Source organism: Tessaracoccus zhenghani (assembly GCF_054552775.1).
Map to the genome: position 1 here is coordinate 2,831,112 of NZ_CM137275.1, position 21,604 is coordinate 2,852,715.

Below are 21,604 nucleotides of genomic sequence, written 5' to 3' on the forward strand. Positions count from 1 at the left end.
GAAGGACAGAATGCCCCGTTTTTCGGTTTCCCTCATGTGTATGGACCTGCTCGAAGTCAAGGAGCAGTTGCAAACCATGAACTCAAAGGTCGATGCGTATCACATCGACATCATGGATGGTCATTTCGCACCGAACATCACACTCAGTCCTGATTTCATCGCAGCAGTGCGGCGCGGATCCGGTACGACGATCGATGCCCACATGATGGTGACGGACCCTGGTTTCTGGGTTGACCAAGTGGCCGAGGCGGGCGCGGACATTTACTCCGTGCACGCAGAGACAATCCAGAACACTGCCTTCAGGGTCAACAATCAGGTGCGGGCCGCTGGCATGAAGCTGGGCCTGGTTCTCAGCCCCCTCACCCCCTTGTCCTCCGTCCGGCCGCTGCTCGAGCACGTCGAGCTGCTCACCCTGATGACGGTGGATGTCGGCTACGCCGGTCAACCGTTCATCCCCGAGGTGTTGAGCAAGGTGGCGGAGGCGAAGAGCCTCAAGGAGTCCGACGGGCTCTCCTACACGATCCAAATCGACGGTTCCTGCAATGGCAAGACATTCAAACAACTCACCGATGCGGGAGCTGAGCAGTTCATCCTGGGCAACTCCGGCCTGTTCGGCCTGGCCGACGATTTGGAGGACGCATGGAAGGCCATGAGCCGCTCCTACGACGCGGCGGTAGCTGAGCCGAAATGATTCTCGCACTAGACCTCGGAGGGACGAACCTGCGCGCTGGCTTGGTTGGACCTCAAGGCGTTGCCTGGTCAGGCCGAAAGCCGAGCCAGGAAGTTCTCAGCGGCGGGTTGACAAGTCTCCGAAGCACTCTGGGGGATCTCATCAAGAGAGCGGAAGGTCATGCGGAAGCGGTCGTGATGGGCTTTCCGGGCACGGTGGCCCGCGACCACCGCACCGTGCTCACCGTCACTAATATCCCCGGCTTCAATGGATTCGATTTTGCATCCATGTGTGAGCGAGACTTCGGGTTACCAGGGATCGCAGATACGGATGTCAATCTCCTTCTGAGAGACCATCTCTCGCAGCTGTCGACCGTTCCACGCGTGGCCTGCGCTTTCTATCTCGGCACAGGGCTTGGCAACAGCATCGCAATTGACGGGCAGATTTTCGCAGGTGCGCACGGCGTCGCTGGTGAACTCGGTCACATACCTTGGGGAAGTGGTCAGCATCGTTGCAAGTGTGGACTCCCTTCCTGCATCGAACCCGATGTCTCTGGAATGGCGGTTGCTCGAACGGTTGCCGACCATCCAGACCTGGACAGCGTGGCGGACTTCTTCGAGAATGCACCCGCTTCCGTGATCGACGGCTTCATCGATGGAGCCGCCAAGGTGGTCGCTACTGAAATCAACATTCTCGATCCCGATGCCGTAATCCTCGGCGGCGGGGTGTTCGAATCCCCATGTGTGCCTCGCGCGAGGGTGGAGGAGTCAATTCTCGCCCACGTGCGGAGGCCACTTCCTCATGACGACATAGCCTTCACTTGGGTTCCGGGCGATCTCTCCGCCGGTCTACGTGGGGGATGGAACCTCTATCAGGAGAAATTCAAATGAAGATTGCAATGACTAGTGACCACGTGGCGGTCGACCTCCGCAAGCAGCTGGTTGAACGACTCCGCCAGCAGGGCTTCGACGTCACCGACGTCGGGCCGGAAAGCCCAGAGCGAACTGATTACCCAGTTTGGGGGTCGGACCTTGCCCGTGCTGTGGCTGCGGGACAATACGATAGGGGGATCGCAATCTGTGGCTCCGGCGTTGGAATCTCGATTTCAGCGAACAAGGTGCCAGGCATCCGTGCGGCTTGCGTCTCAGAGACCTACTCTGCGCAGATGTCCCGCCTCCATAACGACACGAACATGTTGTGCTTCGGGAGCCGCGTGGTTGGTCCGGATGTGGCATTCGCGATCTGCAGCACTTGGCTGGAGACCCCGTTTGAAGGGGGCCGACACGCCGGACGCGTTGCCCAGCTCGCTGACCTCGACCGTGGTGAGGTGCCTACGTTCCAGACTTATAGCGAATAGCCTCCCGCCGGCCCAGATTTGCGCGTTTGGACGGGCTCATCGAGTGAGATGCTGGTGGCGCAGCTGCCCCGCCCTAAGTGTATCGGGGATGCCGGATCCGACCCGGCGCCCCCTACTGGACTCGCCGACGGCGGGGGCGCTGCCCGGTCGGCCCGACATCTCGCGGGGGGAGAGGTTTCAGAGCGCGTTGGCCTCGGATACCGGCGCCGTCGATCCTTGAACGACCTTGATGGGCCTGCGCACCACCCGCAGGGTTCACACCGCGCGCAGCGTTCCGTTGGCTCGGGCGAGGCTCTGGGCTGTTGGACCAAGGGCCCAACCTCGGGTGGATCGGCGAGGCGCAGAACCCCAATTTTCGCTGCGGCGAGAGCATTCGATCCAAACATTGTGGTCCCTAAACTCAGGAATGTCCGTCCATCCACTCTGCGATCATTTCGGCGGCCGCATCATGAGCGCTGTCCGAGGCCCCGGCATCTCGGAGGATCGCAAGCAGTGCCTCCGGGGTCGGTGCGATGCCATGGCTGCTTTCGCGCACAGCCACTGAGTAATCCCTTGCCAAGTCACCCACGCGGTCGTCGCGATCCGCCTGTTTGACGAGCCATCGATGGAAAGGCGCATCGGATTCCCCACGGAGGCTAGGACGCCAGACCACCCCGAAGTAGTGACCTTCCGCTGCGAGAGCCAACCTGTTCTGAAACTCGACGAACCCGGGTGGGCGGTAATGATGAGTGCGAGGCTTGGGCTCGATCTGGCTCACGATGCGCCGGACATACTCGAACTCCAGTTTTGGAATCCCCACGAGAAGATTCGGCCCGTCCTCATCGAATGCCGCCATAGGGAGCCCCAGCGCGGCCGCGGCCCAGATGACCTGCCCATTAGACACGTAGGGGCAGACCTCCCCGAGCAACTGCTCAGCGACGTTTTTGAGCGAGTAGCTGTTGACCGCTGGGCGTGTGCCCCGTTGAAGGGGCGAGAACATCCTGAGCATGTCGCAGATCATTGATAGCGGGATGTAATCAGTCTCGCCGTCGAACTGCCACGGCACGGGGGACATGTACCCGTTCGGCCCGAGGCGGGCGTATCCCTGAAGGTCGCCGACCAATTCGTGGTCAGCAAGCGTGTCAATCAAATGGCGGGCGCTCATTCGCTCCCCGAGGAGTCCCTGAGCGAGAGGGTTCCGCATTTGTCGTAAGGAGGCCGTGTGGTTCGCGCCGGTCAGGCCTGACCAGGCACGGGCGTCTTTCTGTCGATCACGGTCCGTCGCGTGGTTGCTGGACATCATCTCTATTCCTCATTCCGGGCTGCACACCCACGCCGTTCAGCCCCGTGAGTAGAGAGAGATCTCAAACCAGGCACTGCGCTTCTGGATCGGCCGCCGTTGTCCTCGACGCCCATGCCGCGTGGGGACATAAGCTCGGAGAAGGGCAGTCCAGTCCGCCCGGAGGACAAATTTTAGCCCCCGCTGCAGACCGTGTCCAGGGTTTCGGTAAGGCACCCGGCTGCGACGGCCGAAAGGCCTCCGCGACAATGCGCGCGGGAGGCATCACTCGCAGCGCGCCCATACGCTCCAGACTGAGGTGAGCGAGGGTCAGGGCTACTCGTCAGAACCTACTCAAACGGCAGTTCGGTGGTGCCGTGGATCTCTTCCCAGTCGTCGACGAAGCGGTCCACCGCGGTGATGATGTCGGGGGCGGACAGGGCCTGCTGCAGCAGCTGCGGCGACAGCGTCACCGCGTCGGCGCCGCTCTGGAGTGCGTGCGACACCTGGGCGATGTTCTTGAAGCTAGCGGCCATGATCTTGCTGGGGGCGTCGAACCGCTTGATGAAGCCCGCCAGTGCCTCGATGGTCTCGCGGGTGTTGATGTCGATCGACTGCATCCGGTTGTAGTACGGCGCCAGGTAGTCGACACCCGAGGCGATGGCCAGGAAGCCCTGCGTCTTGGAGTAGATCGCGGTGGCGGTCACCTTCACGCCTTCGCTCTTGAGGATGCGCATGGCGTGGAGGCCGGCCTCGGTGAGGGGGATCTTGGGGTAGACGTTGGCGTCGATCTTGTCCAACAGGCGGTGGGCCTCGTCCACCATGCCCTGGGTCTCCTTGGACAGCACCTGGACGTGGAGGGTGCGGTTGGGGCCGATGATCGAGCGGATCTGGCGGAAGTGCGCGTAGAAATCGATCTTGCCCTCGGCCTTGAGGATCGACGGGTTGGTGGTCACGCCGGTGACAGGGTAGATCGGCGTGAGCCGCTCGATGTCGTCCAGGTTGGCCGTGTCGAACAGGATGTCCATGACTGTGCCTTTCGGGTGAGGGGTGCCCCTGGTGATATCCAACCACGCGGCTAGGTGTTTCGCGGCTGAGCGGCCGTTGGGCAGATGCCCAATTTGGGGCCCTATCCTGTGCCGATGCACCGACTCTCCGCGCAGGACCTGCGCCGTAGCCGCACCTATCTGTGGGCCTGGTGGGCGGGCTGGTTCGTGCTCGCCATCCTCTGCGGCCTCGCGCTGGGCGCCATGCAGCTGGGCGACGACGTGGTGCGCCAACCGCTCGGCTCCGCCGGTTACGTGCTGATGGGGCTGTTCCCAGCCTGGCTCGGCACGGCGGTCACGCTCCACTGGGCGCCGCGGCTGACGTTCGCCTTCGGCGCCCTGCTCGGCGTCCTGTTCGAGGCCGCACCTGTGCACGACGACGTGCGCGGCCTCGGCTGGGCGGCCGCAGTGTTCGCCGTCGCGGGGCTCGTTTGGTTCCTCTGGCGCGACTCCCGCAGCACGCCCCACGGCCCCCACGTGGTGCCGGCCAACGGGACGCAATGGGAGGGCTCGTGGGCGGCCGACGACGCCCGGATCGACGCGAAGGTCGGCGCCCTCGTCGCCGGCGCGTTCGCGCTGCTCACCCTGATCGGGCTGGGCGTGCACCACTTCATGCTCAGCGACGTCGCCGCCTTCGAGGCCCGGGCCGAGCTGGCGGCGGGCACCGTCGTGGAGCTGATCGAGGACCCGTACGAGATGGTGGTGGAGGTTGGCGGGCGGGAGTTCACGTTCGAGCGGTTCTACACCGACGAGGAGCAGGACGAGCCCCAGCCGGGCGAGGCCATCGAGGTGCTGATCGACGGCGACCGGGCGACGCCGCTGGGCCAGGGGCAGGGGAACCCCGCGTTCGTGCTGGGGATCACCGCCGTCGCGCCGCTGCTGGGCGCGGCCATCGGCCTGCGGTTGGGCACGCGTCGGTCGCGGCGTCGCGCCCTGCTCGAGCGGGGCGGGCCTTCTGCGACGGTGCGGCTGCTGTGGCTCGAGGAGTTCGACGCGTTGGCGCTGCCGGTGGATGACACCGTGCCCACGCTGCGGCTGATCAACCTCACCGGGTTGCGGGAGCTGTACCCGGGGGAGGAGGACGTGGAAGAGGACCGTCCTTCGACAGACCCCGCGGATGATGGGGCCGCGTCCGACGACGACGATGACCCGGAACTGCCGGTCGGGGCGTTCGAGATCGCACAGTTCATCCGGGAGCAGGAGGCCGAGGAGTTCGACGACGAGTTCACGCCCGAGGAGCGGGCCAACCTCGAGGCCTTCCTCGGGCCGCGGAGCGAGGCCAACGGCGAGCCGTTCATCCTCGTGGGCAACTGGGCGCAGGGCTCCACCGTCGCCCTGCTGCGCGAGAGCGGCGAGGTGTGGTTCGCGGAGGTGGCGGCCGGGCGGCCCATCACGGATCGCCGGGCCGTCGTCGAGGCCGGCGTGCCGTCGGTAAAGCATCGGGCCGTCGACCGCACCATGCGGGCGCTGCCCGTCTGGGCGCACCGGAACGCCGGCTGGCTGCGCTGGGCGTTGGCGTGCGGGGCGGGGCTGGTGGCCGTCCTGGCGTTGGCGCTGTTCCTCTGGGGCGAGCCCGTGGAATGGCCGGTGGTGTTCCTGGTGCTGATGGCCGCGTCTGCGCCGTGGTCGGCGACCCAGTGGTCGGAGGGCCGGATCTCTGCCGCCCCCGCGGGCCTGCGCACGCACGGGGCGTTCCTGGACGAGGTCTACGGGCGGGACCGGGCCACCGTCGTGGTGCCGGTGGACCAGTCCGTGGCGGTGCGGTTCGAGCGGCCGGACGAACTCATCAACCTGGGGGTCGACGTGGTGGCGCCGGGGGAGGACCTCACCGCGGAGCAGGCGGCTGAGCGGGTGAGGTTGATGATCTTCCAGTCGCCCGGCTCCGGGCAGAGCTACCGGGCGCCCGCGCCGGGGTTGGCTGCCGGGGTGGGAGTGGTGCTGGTGTCGTTGTGGTTGATCTGGCCGCTGGTCGGCTGAATGGGATAGGACACGGAGCGTTTACCACGGTCAACGTCACCTGATGGGTGCAGGCGGTAGCGCCGGAGCCCGAGATCGCGCCGAGACCCACCCCTGGAGAGGTGGCCAGGTCAATGGGCGAAAAGGTGTTCTGGACGATCGGTGACCTCCTGATGCGAAGGCTCGAAAGGGCGCGTATAGTGGCGGTATCGAAAGCGATTCGTAACCCCAACGAAAGCGAAGTGATCGACAGTGACCGTCGAACGCGCAGGCCGCGAGAGCGAGATCATGTCGCGCCTGAGCGATGACGGCGCGCTCACGGTGTCCTCCCTCGCGGCGGATCTGGGGGTGTCGGAAGTCACCATCCGAGGCGACCTCCGGGCGCTCGAGCAACAGGGCATGCTCGTGCGCACCCGCGGCGGGGCCAGGCCCACCACGCTCAAATCGATCCTCCAGCGCGAACAGCTCAACGTCGAGATCAAGACGCGCATCGCCGCGGCCGCGGCCGCCATGATCCGCGACGACGACGCCGTCATGATCGAGGCCGGCACCACGTGCGCCATGGTGGTGCGCAACCTCAGTGCCCGACGCGGCGTCCAGGTGGTCACCAACTCGGCGCTCGTCTTCAACAACGCGCGCATCAACGCCAACGTCAACGTCATCCTCACCGGCGGCGTGTTCCGCCGCGAGTCCGAGTCGTTCGTCGGCCCGCTCGCCGAGCGCGCGATCGGGGAGTTCAACGCCCGCATCGCGTTCCTGGGCACCGACGGGTTCTCCCCGGAGCGCGGCCTCACCACCCGGTTCGTCGAGGGCGCACAGGTGGCCTCCACCATGCGCGACCGCGCCGAAGAAACCTGGCTGGTGGCCGATTCCACGAAGTTCGGCCAGGCCGGGTTCGTCAGTTTTCTGCCCCTGAACGGCATCACCGGGATCATCACCGATTCCGGGTTGCCCGAAGGGGCACTGGAAGCGTTGCAAGAGCACACCCAGGTGTGCGTCGTCTAACAAAGAAGGAAAACCGCAATGGCAACCGTTGTAGTCATGCCGCAACTCGGCAACAGCGTCGAGTCGTGCTTGATCATTTCCTGGCAGGTCAAGGTCGGCGACGAGGTCGCTGTCGACGGCGTGCTGTGTGAGGTCGAGACAGACAAGGCCTCCATGGAGGTACCGTCCACCGAGGCCGGCACCGTCCTGGCCATCCTCTGGGACGAGGGCGACGACGTCCCCGTCAAGGAGCCGCTGGTGGTCGTCGGCGCGGCGGGGGAAGACCCCCAGCCCGCGCTCGACGCCGCCGGCTGGAAGGGCAAGGACGGCGAAGCTGAGGAAGCTGAGTCGGCTGCTGCGCCTGTCGAGGCGCCTGCGGATGAACCTGCCACGTCGGCTCCCGCGTCCTCCGACCAGCCGCAGGCGGCTGGCTCAGGAAACGCCGGGACGAGCCCCCGGGCTCGCAACCTCGCCAGTTCCAGCAACATCGACATCAACGCCGTCCCGCAGGGCTCCGGCCCCGGCGGCCGCGTGATCGAGCGCGACGTGCAGGCCGTCCTCGCGGCCGGCGGCACCACGCTCGCCGCAGCCCGCGCGGGTGCGCTCCCCGGCCAGGGCACCGGCCTCGGCGGCCGCGTCGCCTCCGCAGACCTCGGCAAGGAAGCCCCGGCCGAAGCCCCGCAGGCCGCGCCGTTCCTCACGTCCGGCGCCCGCGAGTACCCCGGCCCCTCCACCGCCACCCCGGTGAAGGGCATCCGCAAGGTCATCGCCGAGCGCATGATGCACTCGCTGGCCAGCTCCGCACAGCTCACCTACACGTCGACGGCGAAGGCCGCCGGCCTGCTGTCCCTGCGCAAGAAGCTCAAGGGCTCGCCCGAGGAACTGGGCCTCAACAAGGTCACCATCGGCGACCTCGTCGGCTTCGCCGCCGTCAAGGCCGCGGCCAAGAACACCAACCACAACGGCCACCTCGAGGACGGCGTCTTCACCACGTTCGAGAACGTGCACCTGGGCATGGCGGTGGACACCCCGCGCGGCCTCCTCGTGCCCACGGTGCGCAACGCGTCGCAGATGAGCCTGCGCGAGTTCTCCACCACCAGCAAGGACCTCGCGTTCCAGGCCATCGACGGCAAGATCAACCCCGATCTGCTCGCCGGCGCCACGTTCACGGTCTCCAACCTGGGCGGCTTCGGCATCGAGAGCTTCACCCCACTGCTGAACGTGCCGCAGGTGGCCATCCTGGGCGTCGACGCCATCTTCCCCAGGGCCGTCATCAACGACGACGGCACCGTCGGGGCAGAACAGCGCATCGGCTTCTCGCTCACCGCGGACCACCGCGTGATCGACGGCGCCGACGCGGCCCGCTTCCTGCAGGACCTCGTGCGCTACATCGAAAACATCGACATCACGGTCCTGGGCTGAGAGGGAAGAGCGGAATGAACGAATTCGACGTCATCGTGCTGGGCGGCGGCCCCGGCGGCTACATCGCCGCGGAGCGCCTCGGCCACGCGAAGAAGAAGGTCCTCCTCGTGGAGGCCGACGCGCTGGGCGGCACCTGCCTGAACGTGGGCTGCATCCCCACCAAGGCGCTCCTCAACGCGGCCAAGACCTACGCCCACGCCAAGCACGGCGCGAAGCTGGGCGTCAACGCCGGCGACATCTCGGTGGACTGGCCCACCATGCAGAAGTGGAAGAAGCAGACCGTCGACACCCTCGTGGGCGGCGTCGGTCAGGCCGAGAAGAAGGCCGGCGTCACCGTCGTCAAGGGCCACGGCACGTTCGACGGCCCGGGCAAGGTCACCGTCGACGGCACGCAGTACACCGGCAAGCACGTGATCCTCGCCACCGGCTCGGTCCCCGTCATGCCGCCCATCCCCGGCGCCAAGGACAACCCGAAGGTGGTGGACTCCACCGGCATGCTCGCCATCGAGGAGATCCCGGCGCGCCTCGCCGTCATCGGCGGCGGCGTGATCGGCCTCGAGTTCGCCAGCCTGTTCGCCATGCTGGGCTCCGAGGTCACCGTCGTGGAGATGCTGCCGGAGATCGTGCCGTTCATGGACGACGAGCTCGCCGCGCAGCTGCGCAAGGGCCTCGCCGACGTGAAGTTCAAGCTCGAATGCAAGGTCACCGCCATCGACGGCGGCACCGTCAAGTACGTGACGTTGGCCGGCGCGGAAGAATCCGTCGAGGCCGACGTCGTGCTGATGGCCGTTGGCAGGCGCCCCCTCGTGCAGGGCTGGGGCGCGGAGAACTCGGGCCTGGAGTTCTCCGGCAAGGGCATTGTCGTCGACGACCGGATGCGCACCAACCTGCCCAACGTGTGGGCCGTGGGTGACGTCACCGGCCGCTCGCTGCTGGCCCACGCGGCCTACCGCATGGGTGAGATCGCCGTCGCCAACATCCTCGACCCCGAGGCGCACCGCCGCGGCGAGATCATGCGCTGGAACACCATCCCGTGGGCCGTGTATTCGGCCCCTGAGGCGGCAGGCATCGGCCTCACCGAGAAGCAGGCCGCAGCGGCCGGCTACACGGTGGGCAAGGTAACGGTCCCGGCCTACCTGTCCGGTCGCTTCGTCGCCGAAGAGGGCGTCAAGGCACCCGGCGCCTGCAAGCTCGTCTACGACGCCGACAGCCTCACCGTGCTCGGCGTCCACGTGCTCGGCAGCTACGCCTCCGAAATGGTCTGGGGCGCCTCCGTCGTGCTCGAGACCGAACTCAGCATCACCGACCTGCGCCAGGTCGTCTTCCCCCACCCAACCGTCAGCGAACTGATCCGAGAAGCGGCTTGGGCCGCGAAGATCTGACACCAGGAGATACACACCCATGACCAAGTCACTCATCGTCGACCCGAGCAACGTACGTTCGGCCTCGTACATCGAATCACCGAAGGTTCCCGTCAACCAGTACAAGCCGGATTTCGACGCGGAACTCGCCAAGTACGGCAAGCAGGGCCTCGTCGACATCCTCCACGACATGATCGCCGTGCGGCAGTTCGAGACCATGCTGGATTCCATCAAGAAGACCGGCTCCTGGAACGGTGTCGAGTACAACCACCGCGGCCCCGCGCACCTGTCCATCGGCCAGGAATCTGCCGTCGTGGGCCAGGCCTCGCAGCTGAACCCCGACGACTACGTCTTCGGCTCGCACCGCTCCCACGGCGAGATCCTCGCCAAGTGCTACTCCGCGGCCCGCAAACTGCCCGAAGACCAGCTCGAGAACATCATGAAGCAGTTCCTCGACGGCGAGACCCTCGGGTTCGCCGAGAAGGTGGGCTTCGAGAACCTCGCAGACCTGGCCGAGAACTTCATCCTCTACGGCACCGTCGCTGAGACCTTCGCCCGCTCCGCCGGCTTCAACCGCGGCCTCGGCGGCTCCATGCACGCCTTCTTCGCGCCGTTCGGCTCCATGCCCAACAACGCCATCGTCGGCGGCTCCGCGGACATCGCCACCGGTTCCGCGCTGTTCAAGCGCATCAACCGGCAGAACGGCATCGTGATCGCCAACATCGGCGACGCCTCCATGGGCTGTGGCCCCGTCTGGGAAGCCATGATGATGTCCGCCATGGACCAGTACCGCACCCTGTGGAAGGACGGCGTCGACGGCAACCCGCCCATCTGGTTCAACTTCTTCAACAACTTCTACGGCATGGGCGGCCAGACCGCCGGCGAGACCATGGGCTACGACATCCTCGCCCGCGTGGGCATGGGCGTGAACCCCGAGGCCATGCACGCCGAGCGCGTCGACGGCCTGAACCCGCTCGCCGTCGCCGATGCGGTCGCCCGCAAGCGCGAGATCCTGGAGAACGGCCACGGCCCGGTGCTCACCGACACCATCACCTACCGCTTCTCCGGCCACTCGCCGTCGGACGCCTCGTCCTACCGCACGCCCGAAGAGGTCGAGCTGTGGCAGGCCCACGACGGCCTCACGAACTACGCCAAGTACCTCGTCGACAACAAGGTCCTCACCCAGGACGAGGTGGACGGGATCCAGGCCACGTTCGACGAGCGCCTGACCAAGATCATCGCCATCGCCACGAAGGACGACGGCTCCAGCCCCCGCGTCGACACCGCGTTCATCGAATCGGTCATGTACTCCGACGGCAACGAGCCCTCGCTGGACACCACCCGCGAGCCGGAACTCCTCCAGCCGCTGGCGGAGAACGCCCGCGCCAAGTCGCTGCTCGCCAAGAGCCGCTTCTACAAGGACGCCTCCGGCAAGACGGTCTCCAAGGCCAAGGCCTACAACTACCGCGACGCGCTGTTCGAGGCCGTCGCGCACGGTTTCGCCACGGACCCGACGCTCGCCGGCTGGGGCGAGGAGAACCGCGACTGGGGCGGCGCGTTCGCCGTCTACCGCGGCCTCACGGAACTGCTGCCGCACCACCGCCTGTTCAACTCGCCCATCTCCGAGGCCGCCATCATCGGCGCCGGTGTCGGCTACGCGCTCTCGGGCGGCCGCGCCATCGTCGAACTGATGTACTGCGACTTCCTCGGCCGCGCGGGCGACGAGATCTTCAACCAGGCGCCCAAGTGGCAGTCCATGTCCGGCGGCCTGCTGAAGATGCCGCTGGTGATGCGCGTGTCCGTGGGCTCCAAGTACGGCGCCCAGCACTCGCAGGACTGGTCCGCGCTCGTGGCGCACATGCCCGGCCTGAAGGTCTACTACCCCTCCACCCCGTTCGACGCCAAGGGCATGATGAACCTGGCGCTGCGCGGCACAGATCCGGTGGTGTTCTTCGAGTCGCAGCTGCTGTACGACGTGGCTGAGCAGTTCGTCGAGGACGGCGTGCCCACCGAGTACTACGAGGTGGAGGAGGGCCAGCCCGTCGTCCGCCGCGAAGGCGCGGACGTGACCATCGCGACGCTCGGCCCCACGCTGTACCGGGCCATGGAGGCCGCAGACATCCTGCAGGACAAGTACGGGGTGTCCGCTGAGGTCATCGACCTGCGCTTCATCGCCCCGCTCGATCTGACGGTGGTGTTGGAGTCGGTGAAGAAGACCGGCCGCCTGCTGCTGTCGTCGGACGCGGTGGATCGTGGCTCGTTCCTCCACGATGTCGCCTCCCGGGTGCAGACCCTGGCGTTCGACAGCCTCGACGCTCCGGTCACCGTGGTGGGTTCGCGCAACATCATCACGCCCGCCGCTGAGCTGGAGAAGCTGTTCTTCCCGCAGCCCGAGTGGATCGTCGACGCCATCCACGAGCGGATGCTCCCGTTGAAGGGCCACACGCCGGAGTCCAACCAGACCGACGGCGAAATCGTCCGCCGCGCGAAGCTGGGCCTCTGACGACGGTGGGCCGGGCGTCGCTTCGGTGTCGCCCGGCCCACCATCTCGCAGACCGCCCGTGACGTCGCAGACCTGGGCGTGACGTCGCAGACGGCCTGCGGGGTCGCAGACAGTCCTCTGTCTGCGACGTCGGCCGAGGTCTGCGACGTCCGACGGAGGTCTGCGACGTTCGGCCGGAGTCTGCGAAGTGCGCAGCGATGCAGTGAATAGGAGAAGCATGACCACCACGATCAACGACCCGAATGCCACCCCGGTCGAGCGACTCGACGCGCTGCGGGAGCACCTCGCCACCAACCCGGACTTCCCACCCTTCGTGACGGAATCCAATAACCACGTCCACACCATCTACAGCTTCAGCCCGTACACCCCGTCCATGGCGGCGCTGCGGGCCCGCGAGGCCGGGCTGACCGTCGTCGGCTCCGTGGACCACGATTCGGCCGCCGGTGCCGCGGAGATGACGGCGGCCGCTGAGGCCGTCGGTCTCGGCTCGGTGACCGGCTTCGAATGCCGCGTCTACGTGCACTCCGCCGCCGACGTGGCGGCGGGTCGCGCCCCGTTACACGACCGGAAGCTCAACAACCCTGACACCGCCGGCATCGTCTACATGACGGTGCAGGGCATCCCCGCGTCGTCGCGCGACGCGGCGGCGGAGTTTCTCAAGCCCATCCGCGAGGCGCGCCTGAAGCGCACCGCCACCATGGTGGACAACGCCAACGCGATCCTGGACAAGCTCGGCGCCCCGTTGATCGATGTGGAGACCGACATCGTCGGGCGCTCGCAGTTCCTGCTCGGTGGCACGGTCACCGAGCGTCACCTCCTGGCCGCGATGGCGGACAAGCTGATCGCGCACTTCGGGCGCGGCGATTCGCTGGTCGACGGGCTGGCGCAGCTGGGGCTGAACCTGTCCGACAAGGTCAAGGCGCAGCTGGCCGACGTCGACAACCCGCACCTCACCTTCGACCTCCTGGGCGTGATGAAGGCCGAGTTCCTCGACCAGATCTACGTCATCCCTGAGCGGCTCGAGGACGGCGGCGAATGCCCGACGATGGCCGAGGTGATCGCCTTCGCCAAGTCGATCGGGGCCATCCCCTGCTACGCGTACCTGGGTGACGTCACCGCGTCGCCGACGGGGGACAAGAAGGCGGAGAAGTTCGAGGACGACTTCCTCGACGAGCTCGTCGAGTTCCTCGGCGAGATCGGGATGCCGGCCATCACGTACATGCCGCCGCGCAACACATCCGCGCAGATGGCGCGGATCGCCGACTTGGCGGACCGCAACGGCCTGCTCGAGGTGAGCGGTGTGGACATCAACACGCCGCGTCAGGTGTTCAACTGCCCCGAGCTGCAGCGCCCGGAGCTGGACCACCTGAACGACGCGACGTGGGCGATGGTCGCCCATGAGCGGCTCGCCGAGCACGACCGTTCCCTCGGGCTGTTCGCCGAGAACTCTCGCCTTGCCGGGCTGCCGCTGAAGGAGCGCGTCGCGCGTTACTCCACCGTCGGCCGGGAAATGATCCAGGACGGCCTGTCCGTCGCCGACGCTGCGGCGCGCCTCATTCCCTGAGCCAGCGGCCCAGGAACCGTTAAGGAGAACCCATGACCATCACCACCATCGCCCCGATGGTTCGGGGCGCGTACCTCGCCCGGCACGGCATCCCCGTCGTCCTCACGCTGAGCGACCAGGCCGAGCCCGTCGGGCCCGTCAGCCTCCAGGCAGCCTCGATCGACGAGCTGCCCGACGCCCTCCAGGGCGCCGAACTCCCCCTCCCCGCTCAGCTCGCCGTCGAGGTGGCGGGGGAGAGCTACTCGTTCGCCGTCGAGACCCTCGGTGACGTCTCCGTCCTGCCCGACGCGAAGTCGGCCGCGGCGCGTTCCGCGGCGTTCCGCTCCGAGGTGGTGGCCGGCAAGGTCGCCGTCGTGACCGGCGGCGCGCAGGGCTTCGGCGCCGAGATCGTGCACGGCCTCGTCGACTCCGGCGCGTTCGTCTACATCGCCGACCTCAACATCGACGGCGCCACCGCCCTCTCCCAGGAGCTGGGCACCGACCGCACCGCGGCCATCAAGGTCAACGTCGGCGACGAGGACTCCGTCGCCGCGATGGCTGCGGAGATCGCCCGGCGCACCGGTGGCCTCGACCTGGTCGTCTCCAACGCCGGCGTCGTGCGCGCGGGCCCGGTGTTGGAGCAGGAGTTGAAGGACTTCGCCTTCACCACCGACATCAACTACACGGCGTTTTTCCTCGTCACCAAGCACCTGGGTCGCCTGCTCGCCGCACAGCACCGCACCGCGCCCGAGTGGACCACCGACATCATCCAGATCAACTCCAAGTCCGGCCTCGTCGGCTCGAACAAGAACGGCGCCTACGCGGGCTCGAAGTTCGGCGGCATCGGGCTGGTGCAGTCGTTCGCGTTGGAGATGGTGGAGCACGGCGTCAAGGTCAACGCGATCTGCCCGGGCAACTTCTACGACGGCCCGCTGTGGTCGGACCCGGACCGCGGCCTGTTCGTGCAGTACCTGCGCTCCGGCAAGGTACCTGGCGCCACCACCGTCCAGGAGGTCCGCGACTTCTACGAGGCCAAGGTGCCGCTGCGTCGCGGCACGTACGGCGCCGACGTGATGCGCGCGGTGTACTACATCGTCGAGCAGGCCTACGAGACGGGCCAGGCCATCCCGGTCACCGGCGGTCAGGTCATGCTGAGCAGCTAGGGCTGGGTGAGTACGTCGTCGCGGTCCGTCGGGTCAAGCCCGGCGGACCGCGATTGCGTTCTGGGGGATGAAAGCTGAGGTCGTCCCGCCTGCGCTGGGCAAGGCAGGTAGCGCGTGAGGCCGTGCGGGCCGAGCCCGGCAGGCGGTTCTCGGGTTGCTGCTGGGTTTGGTGCCGTCCTTGGGCATGAATTCGGCACTTGAGCCGGGCGCGATGTTTCAGTGCTGGGTTTGGTGCCATTGACGGGGTCAAACTCAGCAGTGAGCTGCGACGGCGTGCTTGGGGTCGCCTGGCGGGCTGCGGTCGCGCCGGCCCGCCGCGGTTGCTGCCTTGTCCAGCTGCACCCGATGCCACCGAAGCCTCAGCGCAGCGTCAGGTCCTAGCTATTGTTGTGAGGTAAGACAAAACACTGGAGGGACATGTACCCCGAGCAATCACCCCAGCCCGATCCGACGCTCGCGCACCGCCGCGCCGCCCGCACCCTCACCCTGCGCCGCGCCGACGGCACGCCCCTCGCCGACGCCGAGGTCGCCGTCGAGCAGACCCGGCACGAGTTCGGGTTCGGCTGCATCGGCTTCGACTTCCTCCCGCTCCACAACAACGAACTGGAGCCCGACGGCGACGAGGCCGGCCGCCTCACCGCGCTCGCCGACCTCTGGCTCGACGTCTTCAATTGGGCCACCCTGCCCTTCTACTGGGGCCGCTTCGAGCCCGAACGCGGGAAGCCCCACACCGAGGAACTCCGTCGCACGGCTGAATGGTTCGCGCGGCACGGCGTCACGCTCAAAGGGCACCCCCTGGTGTGGCACAGCGTCGACGCGAAGTGGCTGCTGGACCTCAGCACCGACGAGATCGAACGCGTCCAGCGCGAACGCATCCGCCGCGACGTCGGCGACTTCGCCGGCCTCATCGACATGTGGGACGCCATCAACGAGGTGGTCATCATGCCGGTCTTCACGGCGGAGGAGAACGGCATCACCCGGCTGTCCCGCAAGCTGGGCCGCGTCGGCACCATCCGTCTGGCGTTCGAGGAGGCCCGCGCCACCAACCCGTCGGCCACGCTCCTCCTCAACGACTTCGACATGTCCAGCGCCTACGACACCCTCATCGAGGCGGTCCTCGAGGCCGGCGTCCACGTGGACGCCATCGGCCTGCAGAGCCACATGCACCAGGGCTGGTGGGGCCAGGAGAAGACCGAACGCATCCTGGAGAAGTTCTCCCGCTACGGCCTCCCGCTGCACTTCACCGAGATGACGCTGGTCTCCGGCGAACTCATGCCCAAGCAGATCGTCGACCTCAACGACCACGTCGTCGATTCCTGGCCCACCACCCCCGACGGCGAGGTCCGGCAGGCAGAGGAACTCGAGGCGCACCTGCGGCTGCTGTGGCAGCACCCCAGCGTCGTGTCGGCCACGTACTGGGGGATCTCCGACGTCGACGCCTGGCTGGGCGCGCCTGCGGGGCTGGTGCGGCTCGACGGCACCCCGAAGCCATCCTACGACGCGCTGCGTCGCTTAGTGAGGGAGGAGTGGTGGACCGCGCCTGTCACGCGTCGGACGGACGCCGAGGGTCGGGTCGCCGTGGAGGGGTGGAAGGGGCGCTACCGGGCTGTCGCAGACGGGGTCGCCGTGGACTTCGACCTCGCCGACGCCCAGCCTGAGGACCTGACGCTGCGCTGAGGCTTCGGGAGTGCCGGGTGAGGCTGGACAAGGCAGCAACCGCGGAGGCCGGCGCACCCCAGACTCGGCAGGCGACCCCAGCACTCCGTCGCACTTCACTGCTGGGTTTGAGCCCGTCTATGGAGCCAAAGTCAGCACTGGAGTCGAGCGCCTGCACCCAGTGCTGAGTTCGTGTTCAAGGACGGCATCAAACCCAGCATTCGGCAAAAGCCGCCTCGGGCTCAGGCCGCACGGACTCACGGTGTGTGAAGGTCAGCGGTGCTGCTGGGCCATCCACTGCCAGATGTGCTGACCGTTGTCCTGCGGGTCGTTGCGGGCGACGTAGATCCAGGACCAGTGCCCCATGAACTGGTGGCCCTGCCACGTCACCGTGTCATACAGCGTGACGATGTCGTCGTCGATCAGCGCCGCAGCCCGCCCGGTGTTGGGCTCCCACGGTAGGACGGTGTCGTCCTTCGAGTGCACCAGCCACGTCGGGGTCGAGCTGACGCTCTGCAACTCGGCGTCGGTGAAGAAGTTGGGCGTCGCACCGGGACAGATGGGGACGACGGAGGCGAACTTCTCCGGGTACTCGACCGCCATCTTGAGCGACATGTAGCCGCCGTTGCTGCAGCCCAAGACGTGCACCCGTTGCGGGTCGATCTTGTGGTTCGACGCGAGCAGTTCGTCGACGAGCGCGGCGATCTTCGGCGCGAAACCGTCGCCGTCGGTCATCCACGCGCTGGGCGACTGCGGAGCGACGACGTACGCGCCGCCGAAGATCTGCTGCGCCTCCGGCGTCACGAAACCGACCGCGCCACGGTTGCCGCGCAGTTGTGCCTCGTTCGTCTGGCGTGTGCCCATGCCGCCTTCGCCGCCTCCGTGCAGCCAGACGATCAGCGGGTGCTTGCCGCCCTGGCCGTGGCCGTTGTTCCTGGGGGTGAACAGGCGGTAGTTCAGCCCGGAGATGGAGGTCCCGTAGCTGAAGGCGTCCACCTCGAGGTTCGTCAGTTCACCTTGGACGAATCGGGCGATCGTCACCTGGCGCTGGTTGCGCAGCCGGAGCGGGGCGTTCTGCGTGATTGTGTAGGTGAGGTTGAATTCGACGTTGCGACCGGCCGGGACGGTGTAGCCCAGGGTGGCGCCCCCTGGAACGCCCTCGGCGGTTGCCAGTTCGAGGGTGATGTTGCCCCGGTTGTCGATGCGGGCCGCGGTCACGTCGCGGTGGACGTCGTAGGTGCCGAGGGTGAGCTGGTTCGAGGAGGCGGGGAGCGGGCTCTCCGCCCGGGCAAGCACCGAGAAGGTCTCGAGGGTCAGGCTCGAGGGGTCGAACTGTCCGAGCACGCCGGCCCGGATGGTCAGCGACGTCACCTGCTCGCCGCCGTCGAGCACCGTGGCGTTCAGGTCGAAGCCCACCGAGGTGGACGCCGAGGCCACCTGCGGGAGGGTGGCCACTGCTGGGATTGCTGCGGCCGAACCGAGCAGGGCACGTCGTGTGAGGGGTTGCATCATTCCGAGACTCCTTCGTCTGGGCTGGGATTTGTCCAACGCATCCGCCGTGGGCCTCGTCGTGGAGGTCGTGGCGGACATGATCATTACCCGGCCTCGTGGGGTGCAGGACGGAGAGCCGCAGCATGATCGGACGCATCGGCGGCACAATCAGTCGACGCAAGGTAGCCAGCGCGCCAGGTGGTCTGGGTCTGGGCTTGTCGGGTGGCCTTCGGTGCCCTGCTGGATTTGTTCCTGTCCTTGGCATCAAATCCAGCAGCACTGGAGGGCTCAGGATGCCCGGCAGCACAGTGCGCGACGGAGCTGGTCCGGCCAGCCTCCCCGCCGCAGGACGGTCGCCATCTGGTGAGCGGCAGCGCATGCTTCCTGATTCGCGCCGGTCCAGCCGTACCGCAGCGTGCGGCTATCGTCCTGCACGACGTTGAGGTTGTCCCGATCCATGTCGCGCGTGGCGTCCTGGTGGTCGGCCAGCCCGTCGAGTTCGAGGATGAGCTTGTAGTCGCGGTAGATCCCATCCACACGTCCGGCCTCGCGGCGCACCTGGCGCTCCGGGATGGGGAGGCCATGAGGGACGAGGACGTTGGTGTGGAACCGCCACTCCAACGCGCTCTCGATGCCCTTGGCTGCTTCGGTGCAGAGTTGGGCCAGGAGAGCACGGTGCCCGACGCGCGACCGGGCGGCGACAGCCTCGCTGATCCGCTGGGTCGTCGTCTTGTCCTTCGCCAGTGCCCTGGCCACGGCGCTGACGGTTTCGTTCTCGTCCCCAGTGTCGGCGATGTCGAGGAGGACCTCCTCAACCGACGTCCGCGGCAGCGTGTACAGGCGCCTGCGCTCGCCTCTGCGGAAGGTGATGCGCCACTCGTCGAGGGCGAAGTCCTGATGGTCGGTGGGGACCCAGATGGTCACGTCGGTAGGAGCCTCGCGGACGATGTCGTACACGTGGCCCGCCGCGCGGCCGCCGACCGCCGCCTCCTTCCCCCCGCGGAGGATTCCCGCCCAGGCGGCCGCTGTGAACGACGGCGCCCCGAGGAGGTACAGCCCTTGAGCCACCGGCCGCCAGCCCTGCGCCATGCGTGAGATGACCTTGCGGCTCAGCCCGCCGTCGAGGAGTTGCCGCGTGCTGAGCACCCCGGCCTGGTCCGCGGCCAGTTTCTCGAGGGATGAAGAGAGATGTTGTCGATGTCGCACGGCGCCAGTCTGTGCTCGCGAGGGTGCGGCCGGGAGGGGAGGGCGGCAACGGACAACACCTCAGGGGCAACTGACAACACGAAGGTCCTCTGGGACAACACTTGGCGCGGGTTGGACAACACCCTGTGTGGCCTGAGGCAGGCAGACGACCTCAGGTCGTCGTCGGGCTTCGCCGCTGAGTTTGAGTCCGTCTATGGCGCTAAACCCAGCACTGAGTTGGAGCGGTCCAGGCCAGTGCTGGGTTTGTGTCCAAGGACGGCATCAAAGCCAGCAGTGGCCGGCAGTCGACTGCCGGGTTCAGGCTGAGCGGTGATCGCGCGGTTGCTGCCTTGCTCGGCGCAGGTGACGGCGCCTCGGCCGCCAGCGCCTGACCCGGGACGAGCTCATGTCCGCCCGGGCTCTTCAGCTCCTGACGGCCTGCGTCGGGTGGGCGAGTTGCGGCCGAATCCGGTTGCGCTGAACGAGGCAGCAAACGCGGAGGCGGGTGCCGCCCCCGGCCCGCCACGCGACCTCAGTTCGCCGTCGGGTTTCACCGCTGAGTTTGGGCCCGTCTATGGCGCCAAACTCAGCACTGAGGCCGAGCGGTCGACGCCAGTGCTGGGTTTGTGTCCATGGACGGCATCAAAGCCAGCAGTGACCTGCAGTCGCCTGCCGGACTCAGGCCGAGCGGGGGCCACGCGGTTGCTGCCCGGCCCAGCGCAGGCGACGGCAGCCTCGGCCGCCATCGCCTGACCCGACACGCCGCCCCAGCCCGCCAGGCGACCTCAGCTCGCCGTCGGGTTTCACCGCTGAGTTTGAGCCCGTCTATGGCGCCAAACCCAGCACTGAGGCCGAGCGGTCGACGCCAGTGCTGGGTTCATATCCAAGGACGGGGCTAAACCCAGCAGTGACCTGCAGCCGCCGGCCGAGCGGGATCATGCGGTCCAGCAGCCGACCACACAGCCCCGTGTCAGGAGGCGACCACGGCGGTGGTGCCCCGCAGGATGAGCTGCGTCGGCAACTGACGGTGCGGGTCTGTCATCTCGCGCCCGGCCAGCAGGTCGAGCAGCATGCTCAACGCCATCGCGCCGATCGCCTGCAACGGCTGGGCGACGGTGGTCAGACCCTGCCTCGCCGCCTCAGGCACGTCGTCGAAGCCCACCACGGACAGGTCCTCGGGGACCCTCAGGCCGCGAGCGTGGGCCGCGGCGATCACCTGCAGCGCCGACACGTCGTTCGCCGCGACGATCGCCGTCGGGCGGTCAGGGTCGTCGAGCAGCCGGGCGGCGGGTTCGGCAGCGCCGACGGCGGTGTAGTCGCCGGACAGCACGTGCCGCCCGTTAAGGGGCACCTTGGCCGCCGCCATGGCCTTGCGCAGGCCGGCCTCGCGTGAGACGGCGGAGGCCAGGTCGTCGCGGCCACCGAGGTAGCCGATCCGGCGGTGCCCCAGCCCCAGCAGGTGGTTGACGGCTGAGCGCGTGCCGCCCTCGTCGTTGACCGAGACGGCGGGCCTGGTGAGGTCCAGCCGCTGTGGGTCCACAGCCACCACCGGGAAGTTCCCGGAGGTCGCCTCGACGCTGGGCGTGACGATGATGGCGCCGTCGATCAGGCTGCCGGCCAGGCGACCCAGCAGCTTCTGCTCCCAGCCGGTGGGGGCGTGCGGGTTGTGGGAGGCGCCGGCCCAGGCCATGATCTCCAGATCAGTGCCCTCGGCGGCGGCCCCGACGCCCTTGAGGATCTCGGCGGAGTAGGGCTCGAACTGGCTCACCAGCACCCCGACGACCCCCGTGCGGCGGGCGCGCAGCGACTGGGCCCCGATGTTGCCGACATAGCCGAGCTCATCGATGACCTGCTGCACGCGCTGCTGGGTGTCTGCGGCGATGCCGTCGCGCCCGTTCATGACCTTCGAGATCGTCGATACCGACACGCCCGCGGCGCGGGCGACATCAGTGATCGTCACTCGACGCATGAACCCTCCCTCCACAGACCGTACACGTGCATGTCAGCCC

General features: G+C 67.4%; 16 protein-coding genes. 11 read left to right on the forward strand and 5 right to left on the reverse strand.

Annotated elements, in window-relative coordinates; genetic code table 11:
- Positions 1–10: 10 nt before the first annotated feature.
- Genes alsE through rpiB form a run of 3 tightly spaced genes read left to right on the forward strand, consistent with a single transcriptional unit; the run spans position 11 to position 2,027 of the window.
- Positions 11–691, forward strand: coding sequence for a D-allulose 6-phosphate 3-epimerase (alsE, locus tag ACX1DX_RS13300; RefSeq protein ID WP_459396978.1), 681 nt, complete (start codon positions 11–13; stop codon positions 689–691).
- Positions 688–1,560: an ROK family protein gene (locus ACX1DX_RS13305; RefSeq protein ID WP_459396979.1), complete on the forward strand. Its 873-nt coding sequence runs from the start codon at positions 688–690 to the stop codon at positions 1,558–1,560. The genes alsE and ACX1DX_RS13305 overlap by 4 nt, the downstream gene beginning before the upstream one ends.
- 8 nt (positions 1,561–1,568) lie before the next feature.
- The gene (gene rpiB, locus ACX1DX_RS13310) at positions 1,569–2,027 is read left to right on the forward strand and encodes a ribose 5-phosphate isomerase B (protein WP_459398222.1); all 459 of its coding nucleotides are present in this window, start codon (positions 1,569–1,571) and stop codon (positions 2,025–2,027) included.
- Between the two features lie 400 nt (positions 2,028–2,427).
- Here rpiB and ACX1DX_RS13315 read toward each other — a convergent pair whose 3' ends face one another.
- Together ACX1DX_RS13315 and ACX1DX_RS13320 are read right to left on the reverse strand one after the other, a co-directional pair.
- The gene (locus ACX1DX_RS13315) at positions 2,428–3,171 is read right to left on the reverse strand and encodes a hypothetical protein (RefSeq protein ID WP_459396980.1); all 744 of its coding nucleotides are present in this window, start codon (positions 3,169–3,171) and stop codon (positions 2,428–2,430) included.
- 464 nt (positions 3,172–3,635) lie between these two features.
- Complete coding sequence (locus tag ACX1DX_RS13320; protein ID WP_182766239.1) at positions 3,636–4,313, reverse strand: fructose-6-phosphate aldolase; 678 nt, start codon at positions 4,311–4,313, stop codon at positions 3,636–3,638.
- A 114-nt stretch (positions 4,314–4,427) separates the two neighbouring features.
- On the opposite strand from ACX1DX_RS13320, the gene ACX1DX_RS13325 reads away from it, so the two are divergent.
- The 8 genes from ACX1DX_RS13325 to ACX1DX_RS13360 all read left to right on the forward strand — a co-directional run bounded on the left by ACX1DX_RS13325 (position 4,428) and on the right by ACX1DX_RS13360 (position 16,940).
- Complete coding sequence (locus ACX1DX_RS13325) at positions 4,428–6,308, forward strand: hypothetical protein (protein ID WP_459396981.1); 1,881 nt, start codon at positions 4,428–4,430, stop codon at positions 6,306–6,308.
- A 231-nt stretch (positions 6,309–6,539) separates the two neighbouring features.
- The gene (locus tag ACX1DX_RS13330) at positions 6,540–7,292 is read left to right on the forward strand and encodes a DeoR/GlpR family DNA-binding transcription regulator (RefSeq protein ID WP_459396982.1); all 753 of its coding nucleotides are present in this window, start codon (positions 6,540–6,542) and stop codon (positions 7,290–7,292) included.
- A gap of 18 nt (positions 7,293–7,310) precedes the next feature.
- Positions 7,311–8,693, forward strand: coding sequence for a dihydrolipoamide acetyltransferase family protein (locus ACX1DX_RS13335; RefSeq protein WP_459396983.1), 1,383 nt, complete (start codon positions 7,311–7,313; stop codon positions 8,691–8,693).
- A gap of 14 nt (positions 8,694–8,707) precedes the next feature.
- Positions 8,708–10,075 carry a dihydrolipoyl dehydrogenase gene (lpdA, locus tag ACX1DX_RS13340; RefSeq protein WP_182762513.1) on the forward strand — a complete coding sequence of 456 codons (1,368 nt, stop codon included), beginning with the start codon at positions 8,708–8,710 and terminating at the stop codon, positions 10,073–10,075.
- 19 nt (positions 10,076–10,094) lie between these two features.
- Positions 10,095–12,557: an alpha-ketoacid dehydrogenase subunit alpha/beta gene (locus ACX1DX_RS13345; protein WP_459396984.1), complete on the forward strand. Its 2,463-nt coding sequence runs from the start codon at positions 10,095–10,097 to the stop codon at positions 12,555–12,557.
- Positions 12,558–12,774: 217 nt separating this feature from the next.
- Complete coding sequence (locus ACX1DX_RS13350; protein ID WP_459396985.1) at positions 12,775–14,121, forward strand: PHP domain-containing protein; 1,347 nt, start codon at positions 12,775–12,777, stop codon at positions 14,119–14,121.
- 32 nt (positions 14,122–14,153) lie between these two features.
- Positions 14,154–15,263: an SDR family NAD(P)-dependent oxidoreductase gene (locus tag ACX1DX_RS13355; protein ID WP_459396986.1), complete on the forward strand. Its 1,110-nt coding sequence runs from the start codon at positions 14,154–14,156 to the stop codon at positions 15,261–15,263.
- 417 nt (positions 15,264–15,680) lie between these two features.
- Entirely contained in the window at positions 15,681–16,940 is a 1,260-nt protein-coding gene (locus tag ACX1DX_RS13360) for an endo-1,4-beta-xylanase (protein ID WP_459396987.1), read from the forward strand.
- A gap of 252 nt (positions 16,941–17,192) precedes the next feature.
- Here ACX1DX_RS13360 and ACX1DX_RS13365 read toward each other — a convergent pair whose 3' ends face one another.
- The 3 genes from ACX1DX_RS13365 to ACX1DX_RS13375 all read right to left on the reverse strand — a co-directional run bounded on the left by ACX1DX_RS13365 (position 17,193) and on the right by ACX1DX_RS13375 (position 21,564).
- Complete coding sequence (locus ACX1DX_RS13365) at positions 17,193–18,431, reverse strand: carboxylesterase family protein (RefSeq protein ID WP_459396988.1); 1,239 nt, start codon at positions 18,429–18,431, stop codon at positions 17,193–17,195.
- A 267-nt stretch (positions 18,432–18,698) separates the two neighbouring features.
- Positions 18,699–19,616 carry a type IV toxin-antitoxin system AbiEi family antitoxin domain-containing protein gene (locus ACX1DX_RS13370; protein WP_459396989.1) on the reverse strand — a complete coding sequence of 306 codons (918 nt, stop codon included), beginning with the start codon at positions 19,614–19,616 and terminating at the stop codon, positions 18,699–18,701.
- Between the two features lie 949 nt (positions 19,617–20,565).
- A complete protein-coding gene (locus ACX1DX_RS13375) occupies positions 20,566–21,564 on the reverse strand; it encodes a LacI family DNA-binding transcriptional regulator (protein ID WP_459396990.1) in 999 nt (332 codons plus the stop codon).
- Positions 21,565–21,604: the final 40 nt, after the last annotated feature.